The sequence below is a fragment of the Streptomyces fulvoviolaceus genome, assembly GCF_000718165.1.
GTDB lineage: Bacteria > Actinomycetota > Actinomycetes > Streptomycetales > Streptomycetaceae > Streptomyces > Streptomyces fulvoviolaceus.
Map to the genome: position 1 here is coordinate 172219 of NZ_JOEY01000005.1, position 22072 is coordinate 194290.

The window sequence follows — 22072 nt, forward strand, 5'->3', positions numbered from 1 at the left end:
TGGCCGTCCCTCGCTCTCACCACTTCCGCCCCCTGCTTCGGTTCCCTCGGTCCGTCGGTCGTCATCCCGCCACCCCCACAAGGTCGTTGTCGTCGGCGTTCTCCTGGCCGTCGCCGTCCAGGCCGAGCAGCAGCCGCACCACCGGCAGCACGGCGTCCGCGCGGTCGCTGTCCAGGTCGGGCGCGAAGCCCGGTATGCCGGAGCCGGCGCCCGCCGTACTCCCCCGCTCCCCCGGCCCGCGCCGCACCAGTTCGCCGAGCGTCCTGCGCACCCCGGGCTCGTACGCCGAGAACGTCCGCCGCAGCAACGGCAGCACGTCCGTGAACGCCTCCGTCGGCACGCCCGTCAGCCATGCGTCGACCAGTCCGAGCAGCCGCTCGTCGTGCACGAGGAGCATCCCGCCGCCGGAGCCGCCGCCGACGAAGCCCTCGATCCACGCGGCCGCGTCGCCGGGCGGTGTCCCCGGTGACAGGACGAGCCCCATGAGCAGGGCCGCCTCGTCCTGCCCCAACTCCCCGTCGTCCAGCAGCAGTCGCACCGCCCGGCCCCGCACGACACCGGGCACGGTGTCCCGCGTGGACAGCACTCGCAGCACGGCGTGCCATCGCTCGCGCAGGTCGCCGTGTCCCGGTGCGGGGGCGTCGCCCAGCAGCCCCAACGCCCCGTGCACCGCGTCCACATGGCGCCGCATCTCCTCGGCCGCCTCCACGTCGAGCGCGGCACAGGCCGGGGGCAGGCCGACGAATATCCGCTCGGCGAGGCCCGCGGCGACCTCCGCCAGCGCCCCAGTGTCCGTGCCGCGCACATCGCCGTAGCGCAGGGAGCGGACCAGGGCCGGCAGGGCCTGGGCGAGGTGGCCGACGTCGGCGTCGAGCGCCGCGCGGTCGGCGAGGACCTGCATCACCACGGGCAAGGCGTCCGGCAGTTCGGCCAGCAGGCAGCGCTCGGCGAGTGCGGTGACCTCGGCGAGGCCCTGCGCGGAGACGGCGTCCGCCTCCACCTTGGCGGTCGCGGCGGCCGCTACGGTCGTCCCCCACACCCCGGCCTCGGCGACCCGCACGGACAGCTCCGGCTCCCAACGCAGCCGCCACGTCTCCCGGAACGTGCCCGTGCTCCCCCGCGAGGCGGCCGGCTCCCCCCATCCGACACCGAGCAGCCGCAGCCGGTGCAGCAGCCTGCTGCGCTCGGCGTCGGTCTCCTTGCGCAGGTCGAGCTCCAACTCCCGCTCCAACGCCTCCGGTTTGAGCCGCAGCCTGCGCTGGAGCCGGTCGAGGTCCCGCTGCAACGGCACCGCGGGCGCCGACCGCGGCACTTCCCCGAGCACGTCCCCCACAACCAGCCGGTCGTGCACCAGGGCCAGCGGCACGTCCGAGCCCTCGCACATCACCGCCCGCACGGCGTCGGTCGTCTCGCTCAAACCGGGCAGCGGGCGGCCACGCATCGCGGCGAGGGTCTCGGCCAGCCGCACCGCCTCGATGACGTGCGCCGAGGAGACCAGTCGGTCCTCGTCCCGCAGCAGCCCCGCCACCTTGGTCAGCCACCGCGCGACCGGCCGGTCCGGGGCACCGAACAGATGCCCGTACCAACCGGGCGAGTCGATGCCGGCGCCGTAACCGCTGTGCCGCGACAGCCTGCGATACGTCCACGGCACCCACGTCAGGTCCGCCTTGACCTTGGCGAGCCCCTTCAGCAGCGCCCGGTCGGCGGCGACGGCGGTCTTCTGCCGCAGCGCTGGAACGTGCCAGGCCCCGCACACCACGGCGACCTCGCCCCCGAACTCACGCTGGGCCGCCCGCAGTTGGAGCCGCATGTAGGCCTCTCGCACGAGATCCCGGTCATGCCCCCCGGTCCCGTACGTCTCTCGCAGCACCCCCATCGCTTCTTCCAGCACGACGAACGGCTCGAACGCGTCCCCCTCCCCGGCGCCCCGGTGCTCGACGACGTCCTCCCACCAACGCTCCGGGTCGTCGTAACCGGCGGCCTCGGCGAGCACACCGAGCGGATCGACACGGACGGCCGCCTCGGGGGCGGGTTCGGCCGAAGGCTCGGCGCTCTCACTCTCGGCGCTCTCATCCTCTGCGCTCTCACCCTCTGCGCTCTCCTCCTCGTCTCTCCCCCACGCCAGCGTGTGCGTGGCCGGCAGGTCGATGAAGCGGGCCGGGACGTCGTGCTCCAGGGCCCAGCGGATCGCGACCCACTCCGGGGAGAACTCGGCGAGCGGCCAGAACGCCGAGCGGCCGGGCTCGTCCACGGCATGGGCGAGGAGCGCGACCGGCGGCCGCATGTCCTCGTCGGCGGCCAGCGGAATCAGGGCATCGGCCTCGGGCGGCCCCTCGATCAGCACGACCCGGGGCCGGGCCGCGGCCAGCGCCGCCCGCACGGACCGCGCCGACCCGGGCCCGTGATGCCGTACGCCGAGCAGCAGCGGCCCGCCACCGGTCGCGGCCCACACGCCGCTCTCGAGCCCTGTCACACCGTCCCCCTCGTCATCGTCATCGTCATCGCAACCACCGGTTGCCGCCCCCGGCGTTCACGCCGTTCCCGCCCGACTGGGTCCCGCCCGACCCCTTGTTCCCGCTCGCACGCCCCCATCCCAGGTCGTCGTTCACGCGCTCACCTCACGGCAGGCCCGGTAGAAGTCCTTCCAGCCGTCGCGCTCACGGACGACCGCCTCCAGGTACTCCTGCCAGATGACCCGGTCGGCCGCCGGATCGCGCACGACGGCGCCGAGGATGCCCGCGGCGACATCACCGGCCCGCAGCACGCCGTCGCCGAAGTGGGCGGCCAGCGCGAGGCCGTTGGTCACGACGGAGATGGCCTCGGCCGTCGACAGCGTGCCGCTCGGCGACTTGAGCTTCGTACGGCCGTCGGACGTCACCCCGTCGCGCAGCTCGCGGAACACGGTCACGACGCGTCGGATCTCGGCGATGCCGTCGGGCGCGGCGGGCAGTTCGAGGGAGCGGCCCATCTGGTCGACGCGGCGCGAGACGATGTCGACCTCGGCCTGGACGCTCTCCGGCAGCGGCAGCACGACCGTGTTGAAGCGGCGGCGCAGGGCGCTGGAGAGGTCGTTGACCCCGCGGTCGCGGTCGTTGGCCGTCGCGATGAGGTTGAAGCCGCGGACCGCCTGCACCTCCTGCCCCAACTCCGGTATCGGCAGCGTCTTCTCGGACAGGATCGTGATGAGCGTGTCCTGCACGTCGGCCGGGATACGGGTCAGCTCCTCGACCCGCGCCGTCATCCCCTCGGCCATCGCCCGCATGACCGGGCTGGGGACGAGGGCGGCGCGGCTCGGGCCGTTGGCGAGCAGCTGCGCGTAGTTCCAGCCGTACCGGATCGCCTCCTCCGGGGTGCCGGCCGTGCCCTGCACCAGCAGGGTCGAGTCGCCGCTGACCGCTGCGGCCAGGTGCTCGGACACCCAGGTCTTCGCGGTGCCGGGCACGCCGAGCAGCAGCAGGGCGCGGTCGGTGGCGAGTGTGGTGACGGCGACCTCGACGAGGCGGCGCGGGCCCACGTACTTCGGTGTGATCACCGTGCCGTCCGGCAGGGTGCCGCCCAGCAGGTAGGTGGCGACGGCCCACGGCGACATCTTCCAGCGGGCCGGGCGCGGGCGGTCGTCCTGCGCGGCCAGCGCGGCGAGTTCACCGGCGAAGTCGTCCTCGGCATGCGGGCGCAACGCCTCGGTCGAGTCCTGCTCCTGAGATTCCACGGGTACCGCGTCGACGGACACAGACATGGCTGAGGCCCCCTCCAGCTCGGCCGGTTCGGATCTGACAACCACGTTGCACCACGGCACTGACAACGCGTTCCGACCTGCGGAGACACGCTTGCGGGGCGGCTGGCGAGATCGCCGCCGAGGCCGATTGTCAGTGCTGGGATCTACCTTCGATGACATGACTCAGCAGGGGGTGCGCTGGACGGCGGATCAGGTGCTGGCACTGGCGCCTGACGCAGCATCACGCAAAGCGGGAAGCAAACTCGGGGCGGCCGGGCCGTGGTCCGAGGCGGGGAGTACCGACGAGGGGACGGTGTGGGGGCTGTGCAAGGGCAGTGGCAGCAAGCCGTATCAGACGGTCATCGACATCGCGGACGCCGCAGGGCCCGCGTACAAGTGCAGTTGCCCGAGCCGCAAGTTCCCGTGCAAACACGCGCTCGGGCTGCTGCTCCTGTGGGCGGGCGGGGACGGTGCGGTGCCGCCGGGGCAGGTGCCGGACTGGGCGGAGCAGTGGACGGAGGGGAGAAGGAAGCGCGCGGAGGACAAACGGACGGCGGGCGCGCCCGGTTCCTCGTCCGGGTCCGGTGATCCGGAGGCGGCGCGGCGCAGGGCGGAGCGCCGGGCCGTGCGGATCACCGCGGGTGCCACGGAACTGGAGCAGCGGCTCGCGGATCTGCTGCGCGGCGGGCTGGCCGGCGCGGAGCAGGCGGGGTACGGGCTGTGGGAGGAGACGGCGGCCCGCATGATCGACGCCCAGGCACCCGGACTCGCCGCGCGGGTAAGGGAATTGGGGGCGATCCCGTCCTCCGGTCCGGGCTGGCCGGTGCGGCTCCTGGAGGAGTGCGCCCTCCTCCACCTCCTCGACCAGGGCTGGCTGCGCCGCGAGCGGCTGCCGGACGGCCTGGCGGCGACGGTCCGTTCCCGGATCGGCCTGTCCGGTGCGGCGGACGGCCCGCCGGTGCGGGACCGCTGGCTGGTCCTCGCCCAGTACGACACGGCGGACGCGCGTCTGACGACCCGCCGGATATGGCTGTACGGCGCCGAGTCCGGCCGTACCGCGCTGCTCCTCTCTTATGGGGCCGCCGGACGCGCCCCGGAGATCGCGCTGCCGGTGGGGCTGGCCCTGGAGGCGGAGGTGTCCGCGTACCCGGGTGCCGGACAGCAGCGGGCTGCCCTGGGCGAGCAGTTCGCGGCGCCGGCTCCGGTGGGGATACGACCGCCGGGGGTGCCGACGGACGTGGCGGCCGCCCGCTACGGCGAGGCGCTGCGGGACGACCCCTGGCTGGACTCCGTCCCGGTCACGCTGGACCGGGTCGTGCCGACCCCGGACGGCGACTCCTGGCAACTGGCGGACGTCGACGGCGACTCGGCGCTGCCGCTCTCACCCGCCGCCCGTTCCCGCCCCGGCCTGTGGCGCCTGGTCGCGCTCTCGGGCGGCGCCCCCGTCAAGGTCTTCGGCGAGTGCGGCCACCGGGGCTTCACCCCGCTGACGGCCTGGCCGGAGGGCGCGGGCGAGGCGGTGCCGCTGTGCTGAACCGACCGAACCCCGTGCGCACGTGCAACAGCTCCCAGGCAGCCTCTGCAAAGGAACGGAAGGGAACCGCATGAACGGCACCGCTGTTACTCCGGCTGCGCCCGCACCGGGCGCCTGGGAGGAACTCGTCACCGCGGCCCTGCTCGGCACGGAGCGACGCACACCGCCCGGAGTCACACCCGGCCCCGAGGCACCCGCGGCGTTGCTGGACGCCGCGGCTGTGGAGACCGTACGGCGCCGGGCCGGGCTGCGGCCCGCCCGTGCGGCGGAGCGGCCGCGGCCGGCGCCCGAGGACGCGCGCCCACCGCTGCCCGCCGCGGCGGCCCGCAGGCTCGCGATGCTGCTGGCCGACCGCCCCGGCACGGGAGGCGGTGGCCGCAGAGGTACGACGCCGGATCTGATGGAACTGCTGCCGCAGTGGCTCGCGACGGCCAACGCCCGTGGTTTCGCGGCACCTCCTCAGGTGCTGCCCGCTCTGCTGGACGCGGCACGCGGGCGTACGGACCTGCGGCCGGCCGCGCTGACCTTCGCGGGACCGCGTGCCGTGTGGCTGGCCCGGCTGAACCCGGACTGGCGGTTCGCCCTGCGCGCGACCCCGGGCGGGGGCACGGCACTGCCGTCCCCCGAGGACACCGCGAGGATCCAACGGCTCTGGGAGGAGGGCCTGTTCGCCGAGCGGGTCGCCCTCCTCGCGGCGATACGCGCCCGCGAGCCCGCCGCCGCGCGCGAGCTGCTCGCGACGAGCTGGGCGACGGAACGCGCCGAGGACCGGCTGATGTTCCTCGACTCGCTGCGCACGGGCCTCGGCCCGGACGACGAGCCGTTCCTGGAACAGGCGCTGGCCGACCGGAGCCGCAACGTACGGGCGACGGCGGCGGAGCTGCTGTCGGCGCTGCCGGATTCGGCGCTGGCGGCACGGATGGCGGTCCGGGCCGGGGCCTGCGTGGCCGTCGACCGCACCCGGGACACACCGGCCGTCGTCGTCGAGGCACCGCACGAGTGCGACACGGGCATGGAGCGCGACGGCGTCGTACCCAAGCCTCCCGCGGGACGGGGTGAACGGTCGTGGTGGTTCGGTCAGTTGGTGGAGGCGACACCGCTCGGAGTGTGGCCGGGGCGGCTCGGCGGGCGTACGCCCCAGGAGATCGTGGCGCTGCCGGTGGCGGACGACTGGCAGAGCGAACTGCACGCGGCCTGGTGCCGGGCCGCCGTACGACAGCGGGACGCCGCGTGGGCGCGGGCGCTGCTCGGGCTGCCGGCCGCGCCCGAGGCCGGCGGGCCCGGCGCGGTGTCCCTGGCGGAACGGGCCAAGCTGCTCGGCACGCTGGGCTCCGCGGAACGGGCCGAGTGGGTGGCCGGGTTCATCGCGACCCACGGGCTGTCCGAGGCGTTCCAGCTGCTGGGGGTGTGCGCGGTGCCGTGGGCCGCGCCGCTTGGACGGGCCGTGGTGGACGCGCTCAACATCGCGCGGGACGCGGGGAGTTACCCATGGAGTTTCAGCGGAGTGATGGGGCTGGCGGAGCGCTGCCTCGATCCGTCCGCGGCAGGGCGACTGGACGGGTTGTTGGCGGTGCCGGACGAGGGGGAGGATGCGTCGCCCGGGGCCGGGGGCTACTGGGCGGAAGCCTTTCAGCGGCTCGTCACAACGCTGCGGCTGCGGGCGGCGATGCAGGAGGAACTGGGGGTGGTGCAACTCCCCGGCCCGTCCGGCGTTTGAGGACGAGGCCGTTCAGGCCGAAAGCGGGGGTCTGGGGGCGGCAGCCCCCAGGGACGGTCACCCCGCCCGACGGTGCGGCGCGCTTCGGCTCAGCCGCGGGAGGGCTACGCCCCCGCCGGCTGCCGTACGTTCTCCCGCACCCAGTCCACGATCGACTGCGTCGTCGCGCCGGGTGTGAAGATCTCCGCGACGCCCTTCTCCTTCAGGGGAGCGATGTCCGCATCGGGGATGATGCCGCCGCCGAAGACGAGGATGTCCGCCGCGTCGCGTTCGCGCAGGAGGTCGATCACCGCGGCGAACAGCGTGTTGTGGGCGCCGGAGAGGATGGACAGGCCGATCGCGTCGGCGTCCTCCTGGATCGCGGTGGCGACGATCTGTTCGGGCGTCTGGTGGAGCCCCGTGTAGATGACCTCCATACCGGCGTCGCGCAGCGCCCGCGCGATCACTTTGGCCCCGCGATCGTGGCCGTCGAGCCCCGGCTTGGCCACCACCACGCGGATCGGACCGGCTGCCACACCCATCACTGCCTCCATGAAGCGACTGCGTCCATTCCCACATCCATTCCCACCGACAGGTACCGCATCGGCCGGGAAAGTGAACGAACGTTATCTCCAGCATCCCGCAACCGGCAGTTTCGCGGTGCTGACCGAGGGGGAAATCACACGATGGGACACGTTCGGGAGCCGCAACGAGGTCGCCGCACCGCCGCGCCGCACACAGCGCGCCGCGGCGGTGCGGTGCATCGGCGTCGGCACGAAGGGCACGAAGAGCAGGTAAGGCACGACAGCGGGGAGCCTCGTCGCCACACCGGCAGGGCACCTCGTCACGTCATCGGCGCACCACGAGCCGCCACTCGCCGCACCCACCTCACGCGCGCCACTCGCGCTCCGTCGATGACGACCCGCGTCGCGACTTCACTTGAGTGCACACGGGGGACAGAGCCGTCCTTCCGCGTGCCGACAGGAGGTCGGCCATGAAGGTCACCAGGGCAGTGCTGCCCTTTCTTCCGCTCTGCCAGCGTCTCCTCCCGACCAGGCTGGCGGGACTCTCCCTCACCCTTCTGAAGGCGACCGCCCTCGAGCTCGCGATCCTCGCGGGACATCTCCTGCTCTACCCCTCCGGCATCACCCAGGAGCGCCGTTCCCCCCTCCCCCCGCTCCCCTCACCGGAGAACGGCACGGCGCAGCTGCCGACGGAGGCCAAGCCCCCGGTCGTGCTGCTGCACGGCTTCATAGACAACCGCTCGGTCTTCGTGCTGCTGCGCCGCAGCCTCGCCCAGCACGGCAGGCAGCAGGTCGAGTCGCTCAACTACTCCCCGCTGACCTGTGACATCCGTGCCGCGGCGGAGCTGCTCGGCCGGCACATAGAGGGAATCTGCGAGCGCACGGGCAGCAAGCAGGTCGACATCGTCGGGCACAGCCTCGGCGGGCTGATAGCGCGTTACTACGTGCAGTGTCTCGGCGGCGACCTCCGGGTCCGGACGCTGGTGACGCTCGGCACCCCGCACTCCGGCACCCAGGTGGTGCCGCTGGCGAACGCGCACCCGATCGTGCGCCAGATGCGCCCCGGCTCGGACCTGATCGAGGAGCTGACCCTGCCCGCCCCCGGCTGCCGTACGCACTTCGTCAGCTTCTGGAGCGACCTCGACCACCTGATGGACCCGCTCGAGACCGCCTGCGTCGACCATCCCGACCTGCTGGCGCAGAACGTCCGGGTGAGCGGGATCGGACATCTCGCCCTGCCCGTGCACCCCGCCGTCGCGGCCGGCATACGACAGGTCCTCAACGCCGACACCGACGCCGCCACGGACACCGCACGGACGGGAGCCAATGCCGTCGGCCACGCCGGCGGCCTGACAGTGGCGTAACAGCCACAACAGACGCCCGTCACAGCAGCCTCACGGCACTCAGGCGTCGAACGCGTATCGAACGCAGGGCCAAAGTCGCGCCCACAGTCCCCCGAAACACGGCCGAATGCCCGTTTCCTGCGAGCGCAAAACCCGTTGAAGATTGTCGCGCCCGCGTACCGCCGGGTACAGTCACCGCACTGCTCTGGCAGCCCCTGTTGTCGAGGCGAGAGAGAAGTTGGTGAACGACCGTCATCCGTCGGGGAGCATGACCACCCCGGCTCCGGCTTCCGACGCCGCCTCCGCGCACTACGCGCAGTACGGCAACCAGGAAGCCCAGTACGGCGACTTCACCACGTACGGCAACTACGACGCCACCGCGAGCTTCGAGGCCGACCCCCTCTTCGGCAACATGGCGGGCGAGAGCACCGGCACGTACGACAACTCGGCGTGGTCCACGGGCAGTCACCAGACCCTGAACTACGACATGTACGCGGCCCAGCACCACGCCGCCTACGACACCGGCGCGTACGACACCACCGCCTGGACCGGCCACCACCAGCAGCTCTCCGCCATCCCCCCACAGGCCACCGGCAACGACACCAGCGGCCAGTGGGACGCGAGCGCCTGGACCCAGCCCAACCAGTCCGCGGGCCCGGCCGACCAGACCCAGCACTGGGAATGGGGCACGCAGGCCTTCGACACCGGGGCGTACGACGCCACGCAGTGGAACTCCGACAGCGGCGCGACGGCGACCTTCGAGCAGGTCGGATACGAAGAGACCCACTCCTACGGCGAGTCCCACGGAACGTCCGCCTACGACGAACCCGCTTCGCACGAGGGCGAGATGCCCGCCCTGGACCTGACCGAGGCCGACGCCCACGCGCCTCTCCTCGACGACCAGGAAGACATCGCCCCGGCCCCGGCGCCCACCCCCGCCCCGGGTTCACGCGTCGCCGCTCGCAACGCGGGCCGTTCCCGCCGCCGTACGCCCCCCAAGCGCTCCGCACTGCTGACGATCGCCGTGCCCTCGGCGTGTGTCATGGGCGTCGCGGGGATCGCCGCCGCCTCCGTCGGCACGATGACCGGCGACAGCAAGGACACGTCGACGACCGCGTCGGACGCGACCTCCGTCAAGCCGTCCGCCGCGAACAACAAGCTGGACACCCAGCTCGAGAGCCTCTCCGCGGGCGCCGACGACTTCGCCGACCGGGCCAGCCGTACGCAGGAACGTATCGACCTCAAGGCCCAGCAGGCGGCCGAGCGGCAGAAGGCGAAAGAGGAGGCGGCCCGCAAGGAGCGGCTGCGCCCGAAGTTCGCCCTCCCGGTGACGCAGAAGGGCCTCAGCGCCTACTACGGCCAAGCCGGCATCAACTGGATGTCCGTCCACACGGGCATCGACTTCCCGGTCGCGTACGGCACGACCGTGATGGCCGCGACCGACGGCACCGTCCGTACGGAGTGGAACAGCTCCTACGGCAACATGATGGTCGTGACGGCGAAGGACGGCACGGAGACGTGGTACTGCCACCTTTCCAGCTACCGGGTCGCTTCCGGTACGACGGTCAAGGCCGGCGACCCGATCGCGTACTCCGGCAACTCCGGCAACTCGACCGGCCCGCACCTGCACTTCGAGGTGCACCCGGCGGGCGGTTCGGCGATCGACCCGCTCCCGTGGCTGCGCAGCCACGGGCTGGACCCCACGTAGCGGCCCAGCCCCCGCTCAACCCTCGGCTACAGCTTCTCCACCGGCGCGTACCGCAGCAGCAGCCGCTTCGGGTTGTCCCCGAAGTCGATCGTCGCCTCCGCGTTCGTCCCCGTGCCCTTCACGGCCACGACCGTCCCGAGCCCGAACTGGTCGTGCGTCACGCGGTCTCCGACGGCCAGGGACACCACCGGCTTCTCCGAGGCCCGCCGGGTGGCGAAGCCGGACGCGCCCGACGCCGACGAGCGCGAGCGGGACGTCGACAGCGAGGCCGCCACCCCGGACGCCGGGCCGGAGGAGACGGGTGCCATGGCGCCCGTGCGCTTCCAGTCCACGTGCTGCGCCGGGATCTCCTCCAGGAAGCGGGAGGGCGGGTTGTACGACGGCTGTCCCCATGCGCTGCGCAGCGACGACCGCGTCAGGTACAGCCGTTCACGCGCGCGCGTGATGCCGACGTACGCGAGCCTCCGCTCCTCCTCCAGCTCCTTGGCCTGGCCGAGGGCGCGCATGTGCGGGAAGACGCCGTCCTCCATGCCGGTGAGGAAGACGACCGGGAACTCGAGGCCCTTGGCGGTGTGCAGGGTCATCAGGGTGATGACGCCGGAGCCGTCCTCGTCCTCGTCGGGGATCTGGTCGGAGTCGGCGACGAGCGCGACCCGCTCCAGGAACGCGGCGAGCCCGACCGGGGCCGCTGCCTCGCCCTCCCCGGACTCCCCCGACTCCCCCGACTCCTGCTCGAACTCCAGGGCCACGGCGGCGAGTTCCTGGAGGTTCTCGATACGGGTCTCGTCCTGCGGATCGGTGGAGGCCTGCAACTCGGCGAGATAGCCGGTGCGTTCGAGGACCGCCTCCAGGACGGTCGCCGGGCCCGCTCCGGACTCGACGATCGTACGGAGGTCCTCCATCAGCGTGTTGAACCGCTTGACGGCGTTGGTCGACCGGGACGCCATCCCGTACGCCTCGTCGACGCGCTTCAGCGCCTGCGGGAAGCTGATCTTCTCCCGCTGGGACAGGGCGTCGATCATCGCCTCGGCACGGTCACCGATGCCCCGCTTGGGCACGTTGAGGATCCGGCGCAGCGGCACCGAGTCCTCCGGGTTGGCGAGCACCCGCAGGTAGGCCAGGACGTCCCGGACCTCCTTGCGCTCGTAGAAGCGGACGCCGCCGACGACTTTGTACGGCAGGCCGACGCGGATGAAGATCTCTTCGAAGACCCGGGACTGGGCGTTCGTCCGGTAGAAGACGGCGACATCGCCGGCCTTCGCGTCGCCCGCGTCCGTCAGTCGGTCTATCTCCTCGGCGACGAACTGGGCCTCGTCGTGCTCGGTGTCGGCGACATAGCCGGTGATGCGCGCGCCCGCGCCCGCGTTGGTCCACAGGTTCTTGGGGCGGCGGGACTCGTTGCGCTCGATGACCGCGTTGGCGGCGGTGAGGATCGTCTGGGTGGAGCGGTAGTTCTGCTCCAGGAGGATCGTCGTCGCGTCCGGGTAGTCCTCCTCGAACTGGAGGATGTTGCGGATGGTCGCGCCGCGGAAGGCGTAGATCGACTGGTCGGCGTCGCCCACGACGCAGAGTTCGGCGGGCGGGAGGTCATGCTCGGCGGGCGGTACGTCGACCGGGTGCTCGGAGGTGCCGACCAGCTCCCTGACCAGGGCGTACTGGGCGTGGTTGGTGTCCTGGTACTCGTCGACCATGACGTGCCGGAAGCGGCGGCGGTAGTGCTCGGCGACGTCCGGGAAGGCGCGGAGCAGGTTGACCGTCGTCATGATCAGGTCGTCGAAGTCGAGGGCGTTCGCCTCGCGGAGACGGGACTGGTACATGGCGTAGGCCTGGGCGAGGGTCTTCTCGAAGCCGTCCGTGGCCTGGGCGGCGAAGTCCTCCTCGTCGATCAGCTCGTTCTTCAGATTCGAGATCTTGGCGCTGAAGGACTTCGGCGGGAAGCGCTTGGGGTCGAGGTCGAGGTCACGGCAGACGAGCGCCATCAGACGCTTGCTGTCGGCGGCGTCGTAGATCGAGAACGAAGAGGTGAAGCCGAGCTTCTTCGACTCCCGCCGCAGGATCCGCACGCACGCGCTGTGGAAGGTCATCACCCACATCGCGTTCGCGCGCGGGCCGACGAGCTGCTCGACGCGCTCCTTCATCTCGCCCGCGGCCTTGTTGGTGAAGGTGATCGCGAGGATCTGGCCCGGGTGGACGTTCCGCGCGCCGAGCAGATACGCGATGCGGTGGGTGAGCACGCGGGTCTTGCCGGAGCCGGCGCCGGCCACGATGAGCAGCGGGGTGTCGGAGTGGATCACCGCCGCGCGCTGGTTGTCGTTCAGGCCCTCCAGCAGCGCGGCCGGGTCCACCGCCGGGCGCGGGGCGCCGTCGCGGTAGTACGCGTCCCGCTCCGGCGGCACGTCGAACTTCCCGCCGAACAGATCGTCCGGAACGGGTTCCGGTCCGTGCTCGTCCTCGGGCGGCGGCGGGGGTTCCTCGGCATGGGCCCGAGGGCCCTGGAGGTCCGCCAGGAAGCTGTCGTCAAAGAGGCTGCTCATCGCTCTCCGAGTTTAGGGCCTGCCCGATGGCCCAGTCCGGGGGTCGCGGGCCCTGGCACGCACATCTGCCGCGTTGTCGTCGATTGCCGACTCCCCCATCGCGTCGACGCCCTCCTCCGCGTTGCAGCTGCACGCACCAGACCCCGCTCGGGCCAGATGACCAGGCACCGGCGCCAAACCGAACTGAGCCATCGGACAGACCCTAAGGCTCCCCACTGACACCCTGCCGCCGCCCCGAGAACATCGCCCGAATCGCCAAGGGATCAGAACCCGAGGATCTTCCAGACCTGGCCTCCCGGTGTCTTCTTGCCTTCCAGGACCGTCCCGTCACGGTCCGCGATCGACCAGGCCGAGACGTAGACCTTGCCGTCGTACGGGTCGACGGCCACGCCCGCCGGGAACGGCACCTTCACGTTCGTACGTTTGCCGTGCGAGACCTTGGTCACGACGCCCGCGAAGAGCTGGCTGACGTACAGGTCGCCGCTGTCGTTGAAGGCGATGCCGGCGATCGAGCCGAAGCCCGACTTCCAGCCGAGGATCTTGCCGGTCCACGGGTCGACCTTCCACACGCGCGCGGTGGGCTTCTGGGCCTCGCCGTTCAGCTCGCCGACATAGAGGTTGCCGTCGGGGCCGAGCGCCAGGGAGGTGGGGACGGACTGGTTCTTGTCGTGGTCCGGGAAGACCGTGAAGGGGCGGGCCTTGCCGTGGCGCGAGACGACGACCAGGTCGTTGCCGGCCGCGTCCGCGACGATCTTGCGGCCGTCGGGGAGGGCGAGGACGGCGTACGGGTTGGACTCGACGGACGCCTTGTGCGGGTTGTATTTCAGCTCTACGGCGGTGATGTCGGCCGCGACCCTCGCCTTGCCGCGGTCGATGCGCAGCAGCTTGCCGAGCTTGTTCCAGGGCGGGGTCGTGGGGACTCCGGCCTCCGGCGGGGCGTAGGTCTCGACGCCCCAGATCTCGCCCCGGAGCGCGGAGACGCCGTCCACGCCGGTCGCGAAGCCGCCGTCGGGGGCGGCGCCCGAGGGCAGGCCCTGCACCACCCGGTAGTGCTTCCATGCGCCCCCGTCCCAGAAGATCTTGGTGACCGCGGAGCTGAGGCCGATGCACGTCGTGCCCTCGGGGCCCTCGCCGATGCACTTCTTGCCGCCGCGGCCGGCTTCGGCGACGTACACATGTCCGTTGTCGTAGGAGAGCTGGCGCGGGTTGTCGAGGCCGGTCGCGATCACGCGGACGACCGGTTTGTCGCCGGCGTGACCGCCCGTGGCGGTCGCGGGCGCGATGCCCGCGGTGGCGACGAGCGCCACCCCCGTGGCGACGACGAGTGCTGTGCGCTTCCTCATGGCCGAAACCCCCTCACTTGCCACGGCACCCGACCGTGGCCCGGCTGGAAGTTAGCGCCCGGAAGCGGGCGGACGTCGTCACTCCGGTCAAAATACGCACAAGTCGTCGCAGATCCTTCCGGATTGACCGCGGCGAGCGACGTCCTGACCTAAGGTCACGAAAATGTATCGGGCATATCGAACATCAACCTTCACAGAGGCCACACGAATTGGCTACCGTGCCGAGCAGGCCGTACGACCCCCACCGGCGAACGTCGCCGGGCCGCACGGCCTCCGCCTAATCCGGAGCGCCGCCGCGCCCCCGGAGCCGGGGACCCACCGAACTTTGGGGTGAATCGGCCAACTCCCTTATGGGGAAAGGCCGTAGGGCAACCCTTCCGAACCACCCGCCCGAACCCGACAGCTAACTCGGTAGGCGGAGCGTGGAAGGAGTCGCCAACCTTGGCGTCGCACCGCAAGTCGCGTCCCGCGGGTACGCGCGTAGCAGGCATACGGACCCCGGCGCTGGCCACGGCAGCCCTCACGTCCGTGGCCCTGCTGTCCCAGACCGCCAACGCAGCACCGGCCGATGACAAACCGAGCCTCGAAGAGGTCGAGAAGAAGGTCGACGACCTCTACCGTCAGGCCGAGTCGGCGACCGACAAGTACAACTCGGCCAAGGAGAAGACCTCCAAGCAGCGCAAGGAGGTCGACACCCTCCTCGACGACGTCGCCCAGCGCACCCAGCAGCTCAACGAGGCGCGGGAGGAGCTGGGTTCCTTCGCCGCCGCCCAGTACCGCACCGGCGCCTCCGCCCCCGACACGGCGACCTTCCTGCTCGCGGACTCCCCGCAGGACTACTTCGACCAGGCCCAGCTGATGGGTCGTATGACGAGTCGCCAGAAGAGCATGGTCGACGACTACGTCACCGAGCAGTCCGCGACGATGGAGAAGCGCCAGGAGGCCACCCAGAGCCTCGAGACGCTCACCGAGTCGCAGAGCGACCTGAAGACCGCCAAGGCGAACGTCCAGACGAAGCTCTCCGACGCACGCACGCTGCTGTCGAAGCTGACCGCCGAGGAGAAGGCGCGCCTCGCGGCGATCGAGAAGGAGAAGCAGCAGGAGGCCGCGCGCAAGGCCGCGGAGCTCGCGCAGCAGCAGGCGGAGGCGGAGCAGAAGGCGGCCGCGGAGGCCGCGCAGCAGGAGAGCAGCTCGTCGTCCGCCACGGACACCACGGACTCCTCGTACGCCACCAAGGCCGCGAAGGCGATCGCCTTCGCCCGCTCCCAGATCGGCAAGCCGTACGTCTGGGGCGCCACCGGCCCCGACTCCTACGACTGCTCCGGCCTCACCCAGGCTGCCTGGAACGCCGCCGGCATCTCCCTCCCCCGCGTCACCTACGACCAGGTCAACGCCGGCACCACGGTCTCCCTCGCCAACGCCCAGCCCGGTGACCTGGTCTTCTTCTACGACGACATCAGCCACGTCGGCCTCTACATCGGCAACGGCATGATGATCCACGCCCCGAAGCCGGGCGCGTACGTCCGCGAGGAGTCGATCTACTACGACGGCGAGTCGTCGATCTACAGCGTGGTGCGGCCGGCCTGACGGAAGCCGGGCGCGCCGATGGCCCGTATGGAGGCAAGCCTCCTGACCTCCCTCACCGCGCCCGGACTCGACCGCGCGCCGGTCTCGGCCGCCGCGCGCGGCGGAGCAACCGCAGCGGTCCGTCCCCCGAACTCGCCGTGAGCATCGGCCCGATGCTCACGGAGCCGACGGACGGGGGGCGCGAGGACGGGTGAGCGCGGCGCGTGGCACAGGCTGCACGCCCGCGCCTTTTGCCGTGTGCCCGCGCGCGTGCCCCGCTCGCGCGGCGCGCGGGGCTCCTTAGCATCGGCCTCATGTCCGGTACCTCCCCGCACTCCCCCCTGCGCGCCTGGTGGGCGCAGCGTCCGCCGGCGGCCGGGGCCGCCGTGATGGCGACCGGCATCGTGTCGGTCGGGCTGCATCTGACCGGCTACGAGGTGCTGTCCCGGATCGCCCTCGTGCTCGGCTGTATCGCCTGGCTGGGGCTGGCCGCGGACTTCGCCGTACGACTGCTGCGGGAGCCGGCGAGGTGGGTGGCGGAGGCCGGGACACCGGGGGCGCTGACGGCGGTCGCGGCGACCACCGTGCTGGGCACGCGCTTCTCCGCACTCGGCCGGCAGCAGCTCGCCGAGGCCCTGCTCGCGCTGTCCGCGCTGCTCTGGCCGGGGCTGATCGTGCTCGTCGTAGGGCACTGGAAGCGGCGCATGCCCGGGGCGGTGTTCCTCGGCTGCGTGGCCACCCAGGGGCTCGCGGTGCTCGGCGCGACGCTCGCGGCGGCCGAGGCGACGGCCTGGCTCGCGCACACGGCGCTCGTGCTGTTCTGGCTGGGGCTGGTGCTGTACGGGTTCGCGCTCGCCCGTTTCGACCTGCGGCAGGTGACCGAGGGGCTCGGCGACCACTGGGTCGCCGGGGGCGCGATGGCCATCTCGGCGCTCGCCGGCTCGAAGCTCATCGCCGCCGACAGCGCCCGCCTGTACCTGTGGAACAGCGACGACTACGGCGTCCTGCGCACGGTGACCGTCGCGCTGCTGGTGCTCGACCTGGCCTGGTACGCCGTGCTGCTCGTCGCCGAGATCCTGCGGCCGCGGCCGGCCTACGACGTGCGCCGCTGGGCCACCGTGTTCCCCATGGGCATGACCGCGGCGGCGACGCTGTCCGTCGCCGCCGCGCTGGACGTCTCATGGCTGGAGATTCCGGGTGAGGTGCTGCTGTGGATCGCGGTGGCGGCGTGGCTGGCCGTGGCCGCGGGGGCGGTCCTGAAGGCTCGGGCCGCCGTCAGGTCCACAGCACCGCGATGAAGATGTTCGCCGTGGTCAGCGCGCCCACCAGCCCGAACAGGCCCTTCTCCACCTTCTCGTCGTCCCGCTTCACGTAGACGAGGCCGAGGATCACGATCAGCAGGGCCAGCTTCACGCCGATCTTGATGTTGTTGACGGGCTGGTCGTCGGCCTGGTTGAGGCCGACCAGGATCACGCCGGTGACCAGCATCGTCGCGGCGCCGTGCAGCATCGCGGGGACGAAGCGGGCGGTGCCCTGGCCCATCGCCTTCATCTGCGTGAGGAAGCCGCCGAGCAGCGAGGCGATGCCGATGATGTGCAGGCCGACGAAGAGATGGATGAGGACGTCCATGAGGCCGGAGCCTAATCACGGGCACAGGGGACCCCCGACACCGCCCCACACCACATGACCTGACCTTGCATATATGCGGCCCATAGCACTCCGCTGCCACCCCCCGTCCCGGAATCGCCACTTCGGTCATCGCCCTGCGTGAAGTCGACGGCCCGGCCCCGGGATCACGGTCACATACGGTCACTCGGCGGTCGGCTCACGGCAGTTGCGCACAACGCGTTACCTCCCGGACACAGCGAGGTTTAGCGTCCTTCACCAGGTGACCGGCTCCCCACCGCCGCCCGGGCCAGGGGCGGCAGTCGGCCACCACCGCCGAGAAGGTCCGGCGGCGGTCCGCTCCCCCTGTGTGGGCCGCCGCCGGACGCGTGACCCGCCCCGGGCGGTCGTACGTCCGCTCCCCCTGGCGGCCGCACGTCCGGTGAACCCCCCGGGGCGGCCGTACCTCCGCCGACCGGGCGGTCGTACGGCCCGGGCGGTCGTACGAAAGGACGTGCAAGTCCACGTGGCAACGCACCGCAAGCCCCGTCAGCGCTCGGCCGGCGGCAACTCCGTCCGTACGGCAGCGACGATCGCCCTCGCCGGGGCAGCCACCGCGACAGGCTTCGACGGGATCGGACACGCCGAGCCGCAGCTGACGCCGGCGCAGGTCAAGGCGAAGGTGGACAAGCTGTACCAGGAGGCGGAGGCCGCCACCGAGAAGTACAACGGCGCGAAGGAGAAGGCGGAGGCGGCCCAGACCCGGCTGGGGACGCTGCAGGACGAGGCGGCGCGCAGGACCGAGAAGCTCAACTCGGCGCGGGACGCGCTGGGTTCGATGGCAGCGGCGCAGTACCGCGACGGGGGCATGGACCCCGCCCTTCAACTGGCGCTCTCCTCCGACCCCGAGCGCTACCTGGACGGCGCCGAGTTCGTCGACCGTGCGGGCACCCGGCAGGCGGCGTCCGTCGAGAGCGTCCGCCAACAGCTGCGGGAGATCGAGCAGTTGCGCGGCGCCGCGCATGTCGAGCTGGCCTCACTGAGGTCGCGGCAGGCGGAGCTGAAGCGGCACAAGAAGACGATCACCGGGAAGCTGGACGCCGCACGCCGGCTGCTGTCGCAGCTGCCGGACGAGGAACGCGCGGGCGATGTGCAGCGCGCCTCACGCTCCTCCGGCACGGGCACCCGGGACGGCCTGACGGCCGCGGGCAACGTGCCGGCCCCCAACTCCCGTGCCGCGGCCGCCGTCTCGTACGCCTACTCGAAACTCGGCAGCCCCTACGTCTGGGGCGCCACCGGCCCCGACGCCTTCGACTGCTCGGGCCTGATGCAGGCCGCGTACCGCTCCGCGGGCATCGCCCTGCCCCGCACGACCTACGCCCAGATCGGCGCCGGCCAGCGTGTCTCCCGCTCCGAACTCCTCCCGGGCGACCTGGTGTTCTTCTACTCCGGCATCAGCCACGTCGGCCTCTACGTCGGCAACGGCCAGATGGTCCACGCCCCGAACCCGTCGGCACCGGTGCGGGTGGCGCCGATCGACGAGATGCCGTTCGCGGGGGCTACGCGGGTGGCGTGAGCTAGCGCTGCGTCCAGCGCCGCTGGTCACTCTCCAGATACTCGGAGGAGACGAGACGGCGTGCCTGCTCCCGGAGCGCGGCGATGCTCCCGGGGCGGGCGACGGTGGAGAGGCTGATCCCGGCTTGGTAGTAGCCGCCGTGCATGAGCACCTCCCCGTCGAGCGAGGCCATGAGGAAGGCCGGGTTGCCGGCTCCCGCGCCCAGTACGCCCCTCTCGCAGCCTGCTCCGGCCACGTCCCACACCGGCGCGAGCTCGACCCGCACCCACCGCTGCTCGATCTCCACAGGGTCCACCTCGTTCGGATCCGCCCCCGACAGATCCAGGCCGACCAGGAACTCCCCGCCACCCGAGAAGAGCCCTCGCTCGACCGCCAGACGCTCCCACTCCTCGTTGATCCGCGTGCAGAGATCGGCTTCGTCGTGGCCGATCAGCACGCCGGAACGGCCGTCCTCCGAACCCAGGTAGCCCATGCAACCGGCCACTGCCACCGGGACCAGCTGGTCGGCGATCGGGAGGACTTCACGGAACAGCAGACCGGCGGCGGCCAGGTCGGCGACAAGCTTCGCTCGGGGTGGACGCACCACGACATCATGCCGCCCGCCGCGGGCCTTGACCGCAAGTCAGGTCGAGTTTCTATGGTCGGTCCCATGGACGACAAGGCCGCGGCCCTCCAGGACGACCTGTGGACGGAACGCCACGTGGGCATCTCCGACGAGGAGTACCTGACCACCCTCAAGGTGCTGCAGCGATTCATCCACAACACGGGCGGGCGGGCCTGGCACCACTAGGCACGTCGCGGTGTGCGCAGGGCGGCGCGCATCTCTTTCGCGTCGCCCCCGACTCAGCCGGATCGGTGCCGCTCGGCCCGAACTCCTGACCGCGTCACACCAACCGTCGCGCCGTCGCCCACCGCGTCAGCTCGTGCCGGTTCGACAGCTGCAACTTCCGCAGCACCGCCGAGACATGGGACTCGACCGTCTTGACGGAGATGAAGAGCTGCTTGGCGATCTCCTTGTAGGCGTAGCCCCGGGCGATCAGCCGCAGCACCTCCCGTTCGCGCTGCGTGAGACGGTCCATGTCCTCGTCCACCGGCGGCGCGTCCGTCGACGCGAACGCGTCCAGCACGAAGCCGGCCAGCCTCGGCGAGAACACCGCGTCGCCTTCCTGGACGCGGAAGATGGAGTTGACGAGGTCCGTGCCGGTGATCGTCTTGGTGACGTAGCCCCGCGCGCCACCGCGGATCACGCCGATCACGTCCTCCGCCGCATCCGAGACGGACAAAGCGAGAAAGCGGACGGGCTGCTCGGCGTCGGCCATCAACGCGGCGCTGCGGCGCAGCACTTCGACCCCGCCGCCGCCCGGGAGATGGACGTCGAGGAGGACGACCTCGGGCCGGGTCGCGGTGATGACGGTGACCGCCTGGTCGACGTCCGCGGCCTCGCCGACGACCTCGACCCCGGTCTCCTCGGTCCGGCCGATCTCGGCCTGGACGCCGGTGCGGAACATACGGTGGTCGTCGACAAGGACCACGCGCACGTGCCGCTCTCCTGCGCTGCCGGTGGCCTCCGCCGTGCTGTTCGCCTCGTCGCTCATGACGTCTTCTCCGCCCTCTCCATCTCCAGCTCGACCTCCGTGCCGCCGTCCGGCACCGCGCGCAGCCGCGCCGTGCCGCCGTGGCGCTCCATGCGGCCGATGATCGATTCTCTGACGCCCATGCGGTCGGCGGGTATCGAGTCCAGGTCGAAGCCGGGACCCCGGTCCCGGACGGACACGAAGACCGTCCTGCCCTCGACTTCGGCGAAGACCTGTACGGCGCCGCCCTCGCCACCGTACTTGGCGGCGTTCACCATCGCCTCGCGCGCGGCTTGCATCTGTGCGCCGATTCTCTCGTCGAGCGGGCAGTCGCCGACGACCACGACCTCTATGGGGACGCCGTGCTTGTCCTCGACCTCCGCCGCGTTGCACCGCACGGCATCGGCGAGGGTGGTCGGTTCGTCGGCCTCGTCCTTGCCGGTGCCCTCGGGTTTGTAGAGCCAGGTGCGCAGGTCGCGCTCCTGGGCGCGGGCGAGACGGCGCACCTCGCTCGCGTTCTCCGCGTTGCGCTGGATCAGGGTCAGGGTGTGCAGCACCGAGTCGTGGACGTGGGCGGCGACCTCCGCGCGCTCCTGGGCTCGGATGCGCATCAGACGCTCCTCGGAGAGGTCCTGGGTCATACGCACCAGATAGGGACCGGCGAGAAGCGTTATGCCGACGAGGACCGCGAGCGCTGCCTGCAGGACGGAGCCGAGGTGGGCGGTGGAGCCCTGCAGGACGAAGACGCCGGAGACGCCGGCCGTGACCAGGAGGACACCGCCGCCGGCCCGCAGCAGCGTGAGCGTACGGCGGCGGCGGCCGACCTCGACCCAGCGGGCCCGGCGGGCGTTGTCCGCCTGGCGCCAGACGAGGGCGACGCCCGCGCCGACCAAGACGACGGGCCAGAGATACGCCTTGGCGCCACTGCCGACATTCACGTTGCCCACGAAGACCATGGCCACGACGACCATGAGGAGCAGGGCCACGATCTGGCCCTTGTCCGGCCTGCGGGCCACAAGTCGGCGGCGACCGTCCGGCGAGGTCTCCGTGCTGACGATCGACGGGGGCTTCTGGCCGGCGACCCCGCCGACGCCGAGCGGAACGAAGAACCAGAACGCGGCATACAGCAGGGCGCCGAGGCCGTCCGCCATGAACAGGCCGACGAAGACGAGCCGCAGCCAGATCACGGGCAGCCCGAGATGCCCGGCGAGCCCCCGCGCCACGCCACCGAGCCAGCGTCCGTCACTGCTGCGGTAGAGCTTGCGCGGCGGCCGCGGTTCGACGAGTGGCGCTGCTGCGGCGTCCGGCATGCCATCGATGTTCACACGGCGGGAGGACCCGGGCATCAGGGTTG

Annotated in this window: 16 protein-coding genes, 1 pseudogene and 1 riboswitch; of the genes and pseudogenes, 8 read left to right on the top strand and 9 right to left on the bottom strand. The window is 71.7% G+C overall.

The features are described 5' to 3' along the window. Nucleotides 1–61: 61 nt before the first annotated feature. Together IG08_RS0107065 and IG08_RS0107070 are read right to left on the bottom strand one after the other, a co-directional pair. Entirely contained in the window at nt 62–2473 is a 2412-nt protein-coding gene (locus IG08_RS0107065; RefSeq protein ID WP_030597642.1) for a DUF5682 family protein, read from the bottom strand. 132 nt (nt 2474–2605) lie between these two features. Beyond that, entirely contained in the window at nt 2606–3736 is a 1131-nt protein-coding gene (locus tag IG08_RS0107070; protein WP_030597644.1) for an ATP-binding protein, read from the bottom strand. Nucleotides 3737–3893: 157 nt separating this feature from the next. Here IG08_RS0107070 and IG08_RS0107075 point away from each other — a divergent pair, with 157 nt between their 5' ends. Together IG08_RS0107075 and IG08_RS0107080 are read left to right on the top strand one after the other, a co-directional pair. Further along, nucleotides 3894–5249, top strand: a complete 1356-nt coding sequence (locus tag IG08_RS0107075; RefSeq protein WP_030597647.1) for an SWIM zinc finger family protein — start codon at nt 3894–3896, stop codon at nt 5247–5249. Nucleotides 5250–5319: 70 nt separating this feature from the next. Then, nucleotides 5320–6966, top strand: coding sequence for a DUF5691 domain-containing protein (locus tag IG08_RS0107080; protein ID WP_030597650.1), 1647 nt, complete (start codon nt 5320–5322; stop codon nt 6964–6966). Nucleotides 6967–7070: 104 nt separating this feature from the next. Here IG08_RS0107080 and IG08_RS0107085 read toward each other — a convergent pair whose 3' ends face one another. Further along, entirely contained in the window at nt 7071–7487 is a 417-nt protein-coding gene (locus IG08_RS0107085) for a coenzyme B12-dependent isobutyryl CoA mutase small subunit (RefSeq protein WP_030597653.1), read from the bottom strand. A 452-nt stretch (nt 7488–7939) separates the two neighbouring features. Here IG08_RS0107085 and IG08_RS0107095 point away from each other — a divergent pair, with 452 nt between their 5' ends. Both IG08_RS0107095 and IG08_RS0107100 read left to right on the top strand, forming a co-directional pair. Next, on the top strand, nt 7940–8833 hold the full coding sequence (locus IG08_RS0107095) for a lipase family alpha/beta hydrolase (RefSeq protein WP_030597659.1): 894 nt from the start codon (nt 7940–7942) through the stop codon (nt 8831–8833). A 247-nt stretch (nt 8834–9080) separates the two neighbouring features. Further along, nucleotides 9081–10520, top strand: a complete 1440-nt coding sequence (locus tag IG08_RS0107100; RefSeq protein WP_030597662.1) for a M23 family metallopeptidase — start codon at nt 9081–9083, stop codon at nt 10518–10520. A gap of 26 nt (nt 10521–10546) precedes the next feature. Here the strand turns inward: IG08_RS0107100 and pcrA are convergent, their stop codons facing one another. Together pcrA and IG08_RS0107110 are read right to left on the bottom strand one after the other, a co-directional pair. After that, entirely contained in the window at nt 10547–13054 is a 2508-nt protein-coding gene (gene pcrA / locus IG08_RS0107105; RefSeq protein ID WP_030597665.1) for a DNA helicase PcrA, read from the bottom strand. A gap of 263 nt (nt 13055–13317) precedes the next feature. Continuing rightward, the gene (locus IG08_RS0107110; RefSeq protein ID WP_030597667.1) at nt 13318–14397 is read right to left on the bottom strand and encodes a ScyD/ScyE family protein; all 1080 of its coding nucleotides are present in this window, start codon (nt 14395–14397) and stop codon (nt 13318–13320) included. Between the two features lie 264 nt (nt 14398–14661). Continuing rightward, nucleotides 14662–14830: riboswitch (cyclic di-AMP (ydaO/yuaA leader) on the top strand. A gap of 8 nt (nt 14831–14838) precedes the next feature. Here IG08_RS0107110 and IG08_RS0107115 point away from each other — a divergent pair. Together IG08_RS0107115 and IG08_RS0107120 are read left to right on the top strand one after the other, a co-directional pair. Beyond that, on the top strand, nt 14839–15984 hold the full coding sequence (locus IG08_RS0107115) for a C40 family peptidase (RefSeq protein ID WP_030597669.1): 1146 nt from the start codon (nt 14839–14841) through the stop codon (nt 15982–15984). Between the two features lie 293 nt (nt 15985–16277). Continuing rightward, entirely contained in the window at nt 16278–17261 is a 984-nt protein-coding gene (locus IG08_RS0107120; protein WP_030597671.1) for a tellurite resistance/C4-dicarboxylate transporter family protein, read from the top strand. Here the strand turns inward: IG08_RS0107120 and IG08_RS0107125 are convergent. Continuing rightward, nucleotides 17239–17592 carry a hypothetical protein gene (locus IG08_RS0107125; protein ID WP_030597673.1) on the bottom strand — a complete coding sequence of 118 codons (354 nt, stop codon included), beginning with the start codon at nt 17590–17592 and terminating at the stop codon, nt 17239–17241. The two genes, IG08_RS0107120 and IG08_RS0107125, sit on opposite strands and share 23 nt — an antisense overlap. A 502-nt stretch (nt 17593–18094) precedes the next feature. Between IG08_RS0107125 and IG08_RS0107130 the strand changes: the two genes are divergently transcribed. Further along, nucleotides 18095–19144 carry a C40 family peptidase gene (locus IG08_RS0107130; RefSeq protein ID WP_030597675.1) on the top strand — a complete coding sequence of 350 codons (1050 nt, stop codon included), beginning with the start codon at nt 18095–18097 and terminating at the stop codon, nt 19142–19144. A gap of 1 nt (nt 19145) precedes the next feature. Here IG08_RS0107130 and IG08_RS0107135 read toward each other — a convergent pair whose 3' ends face one another. Further along, complete coding sequence (locus tag IG08_RS0107135; RefSeq protein ID WP_052424511.1) at nt 19146–19727, bottom strand: hypothetical protein; 582 nt, start codon at nt 19725–19727, stop codon at nt 19146–19148. Between the two features lie 72 nt (nt 19728–19799). On the opposite strand from IG08_RS0107135, the pseudogene IG08_RS56815 reads away from it, so the two are divergent. Continuing rightward, a pseudogene (locus tag IG08_RS56815) lies at nt 19800–19934 on the top strand (MarR family transcriptional regulator); the annotation flags it as partial. Nucleotides 19935–20028: 94 nt separating this feature from the next. Here the strand turns inward: IG08_RS56815 and IG08_RS0107145 are convergent. Both IG08_RS0107145 and IG08_RS0107150 read right to left on the bottom strand, forming a co-directional pair. After that, nucleotides 20029–20739 carry a LuxR C-terminal-related transcriptional regulator gene (locus IG08_RS0107145; RefSeq protein WP_030597679.1) on the bottom strand — a complete coding sequence of 237 codons (711 nt, stop codon included), beginning with the start codon at nt 20737–20739 and terminating at the stop codon, nt 20029–20031. Then, a complete protein-coding gene (locus tag IG08_RS0107150) occupies nt 20736–22028 on the bottom strand; it encodes an ATP-binding protein (RefSeq protein ID WP_030597682.1) in 1293 nt (430 codons plus the stop codon). The genes IG08_RS0107145 and IG08_RS0107150 overlap by 4 nt, the downstream gene beginning before the upstream one ends. Nucleotides 22029–22072 lie beyond the last annotated feature (44 nt).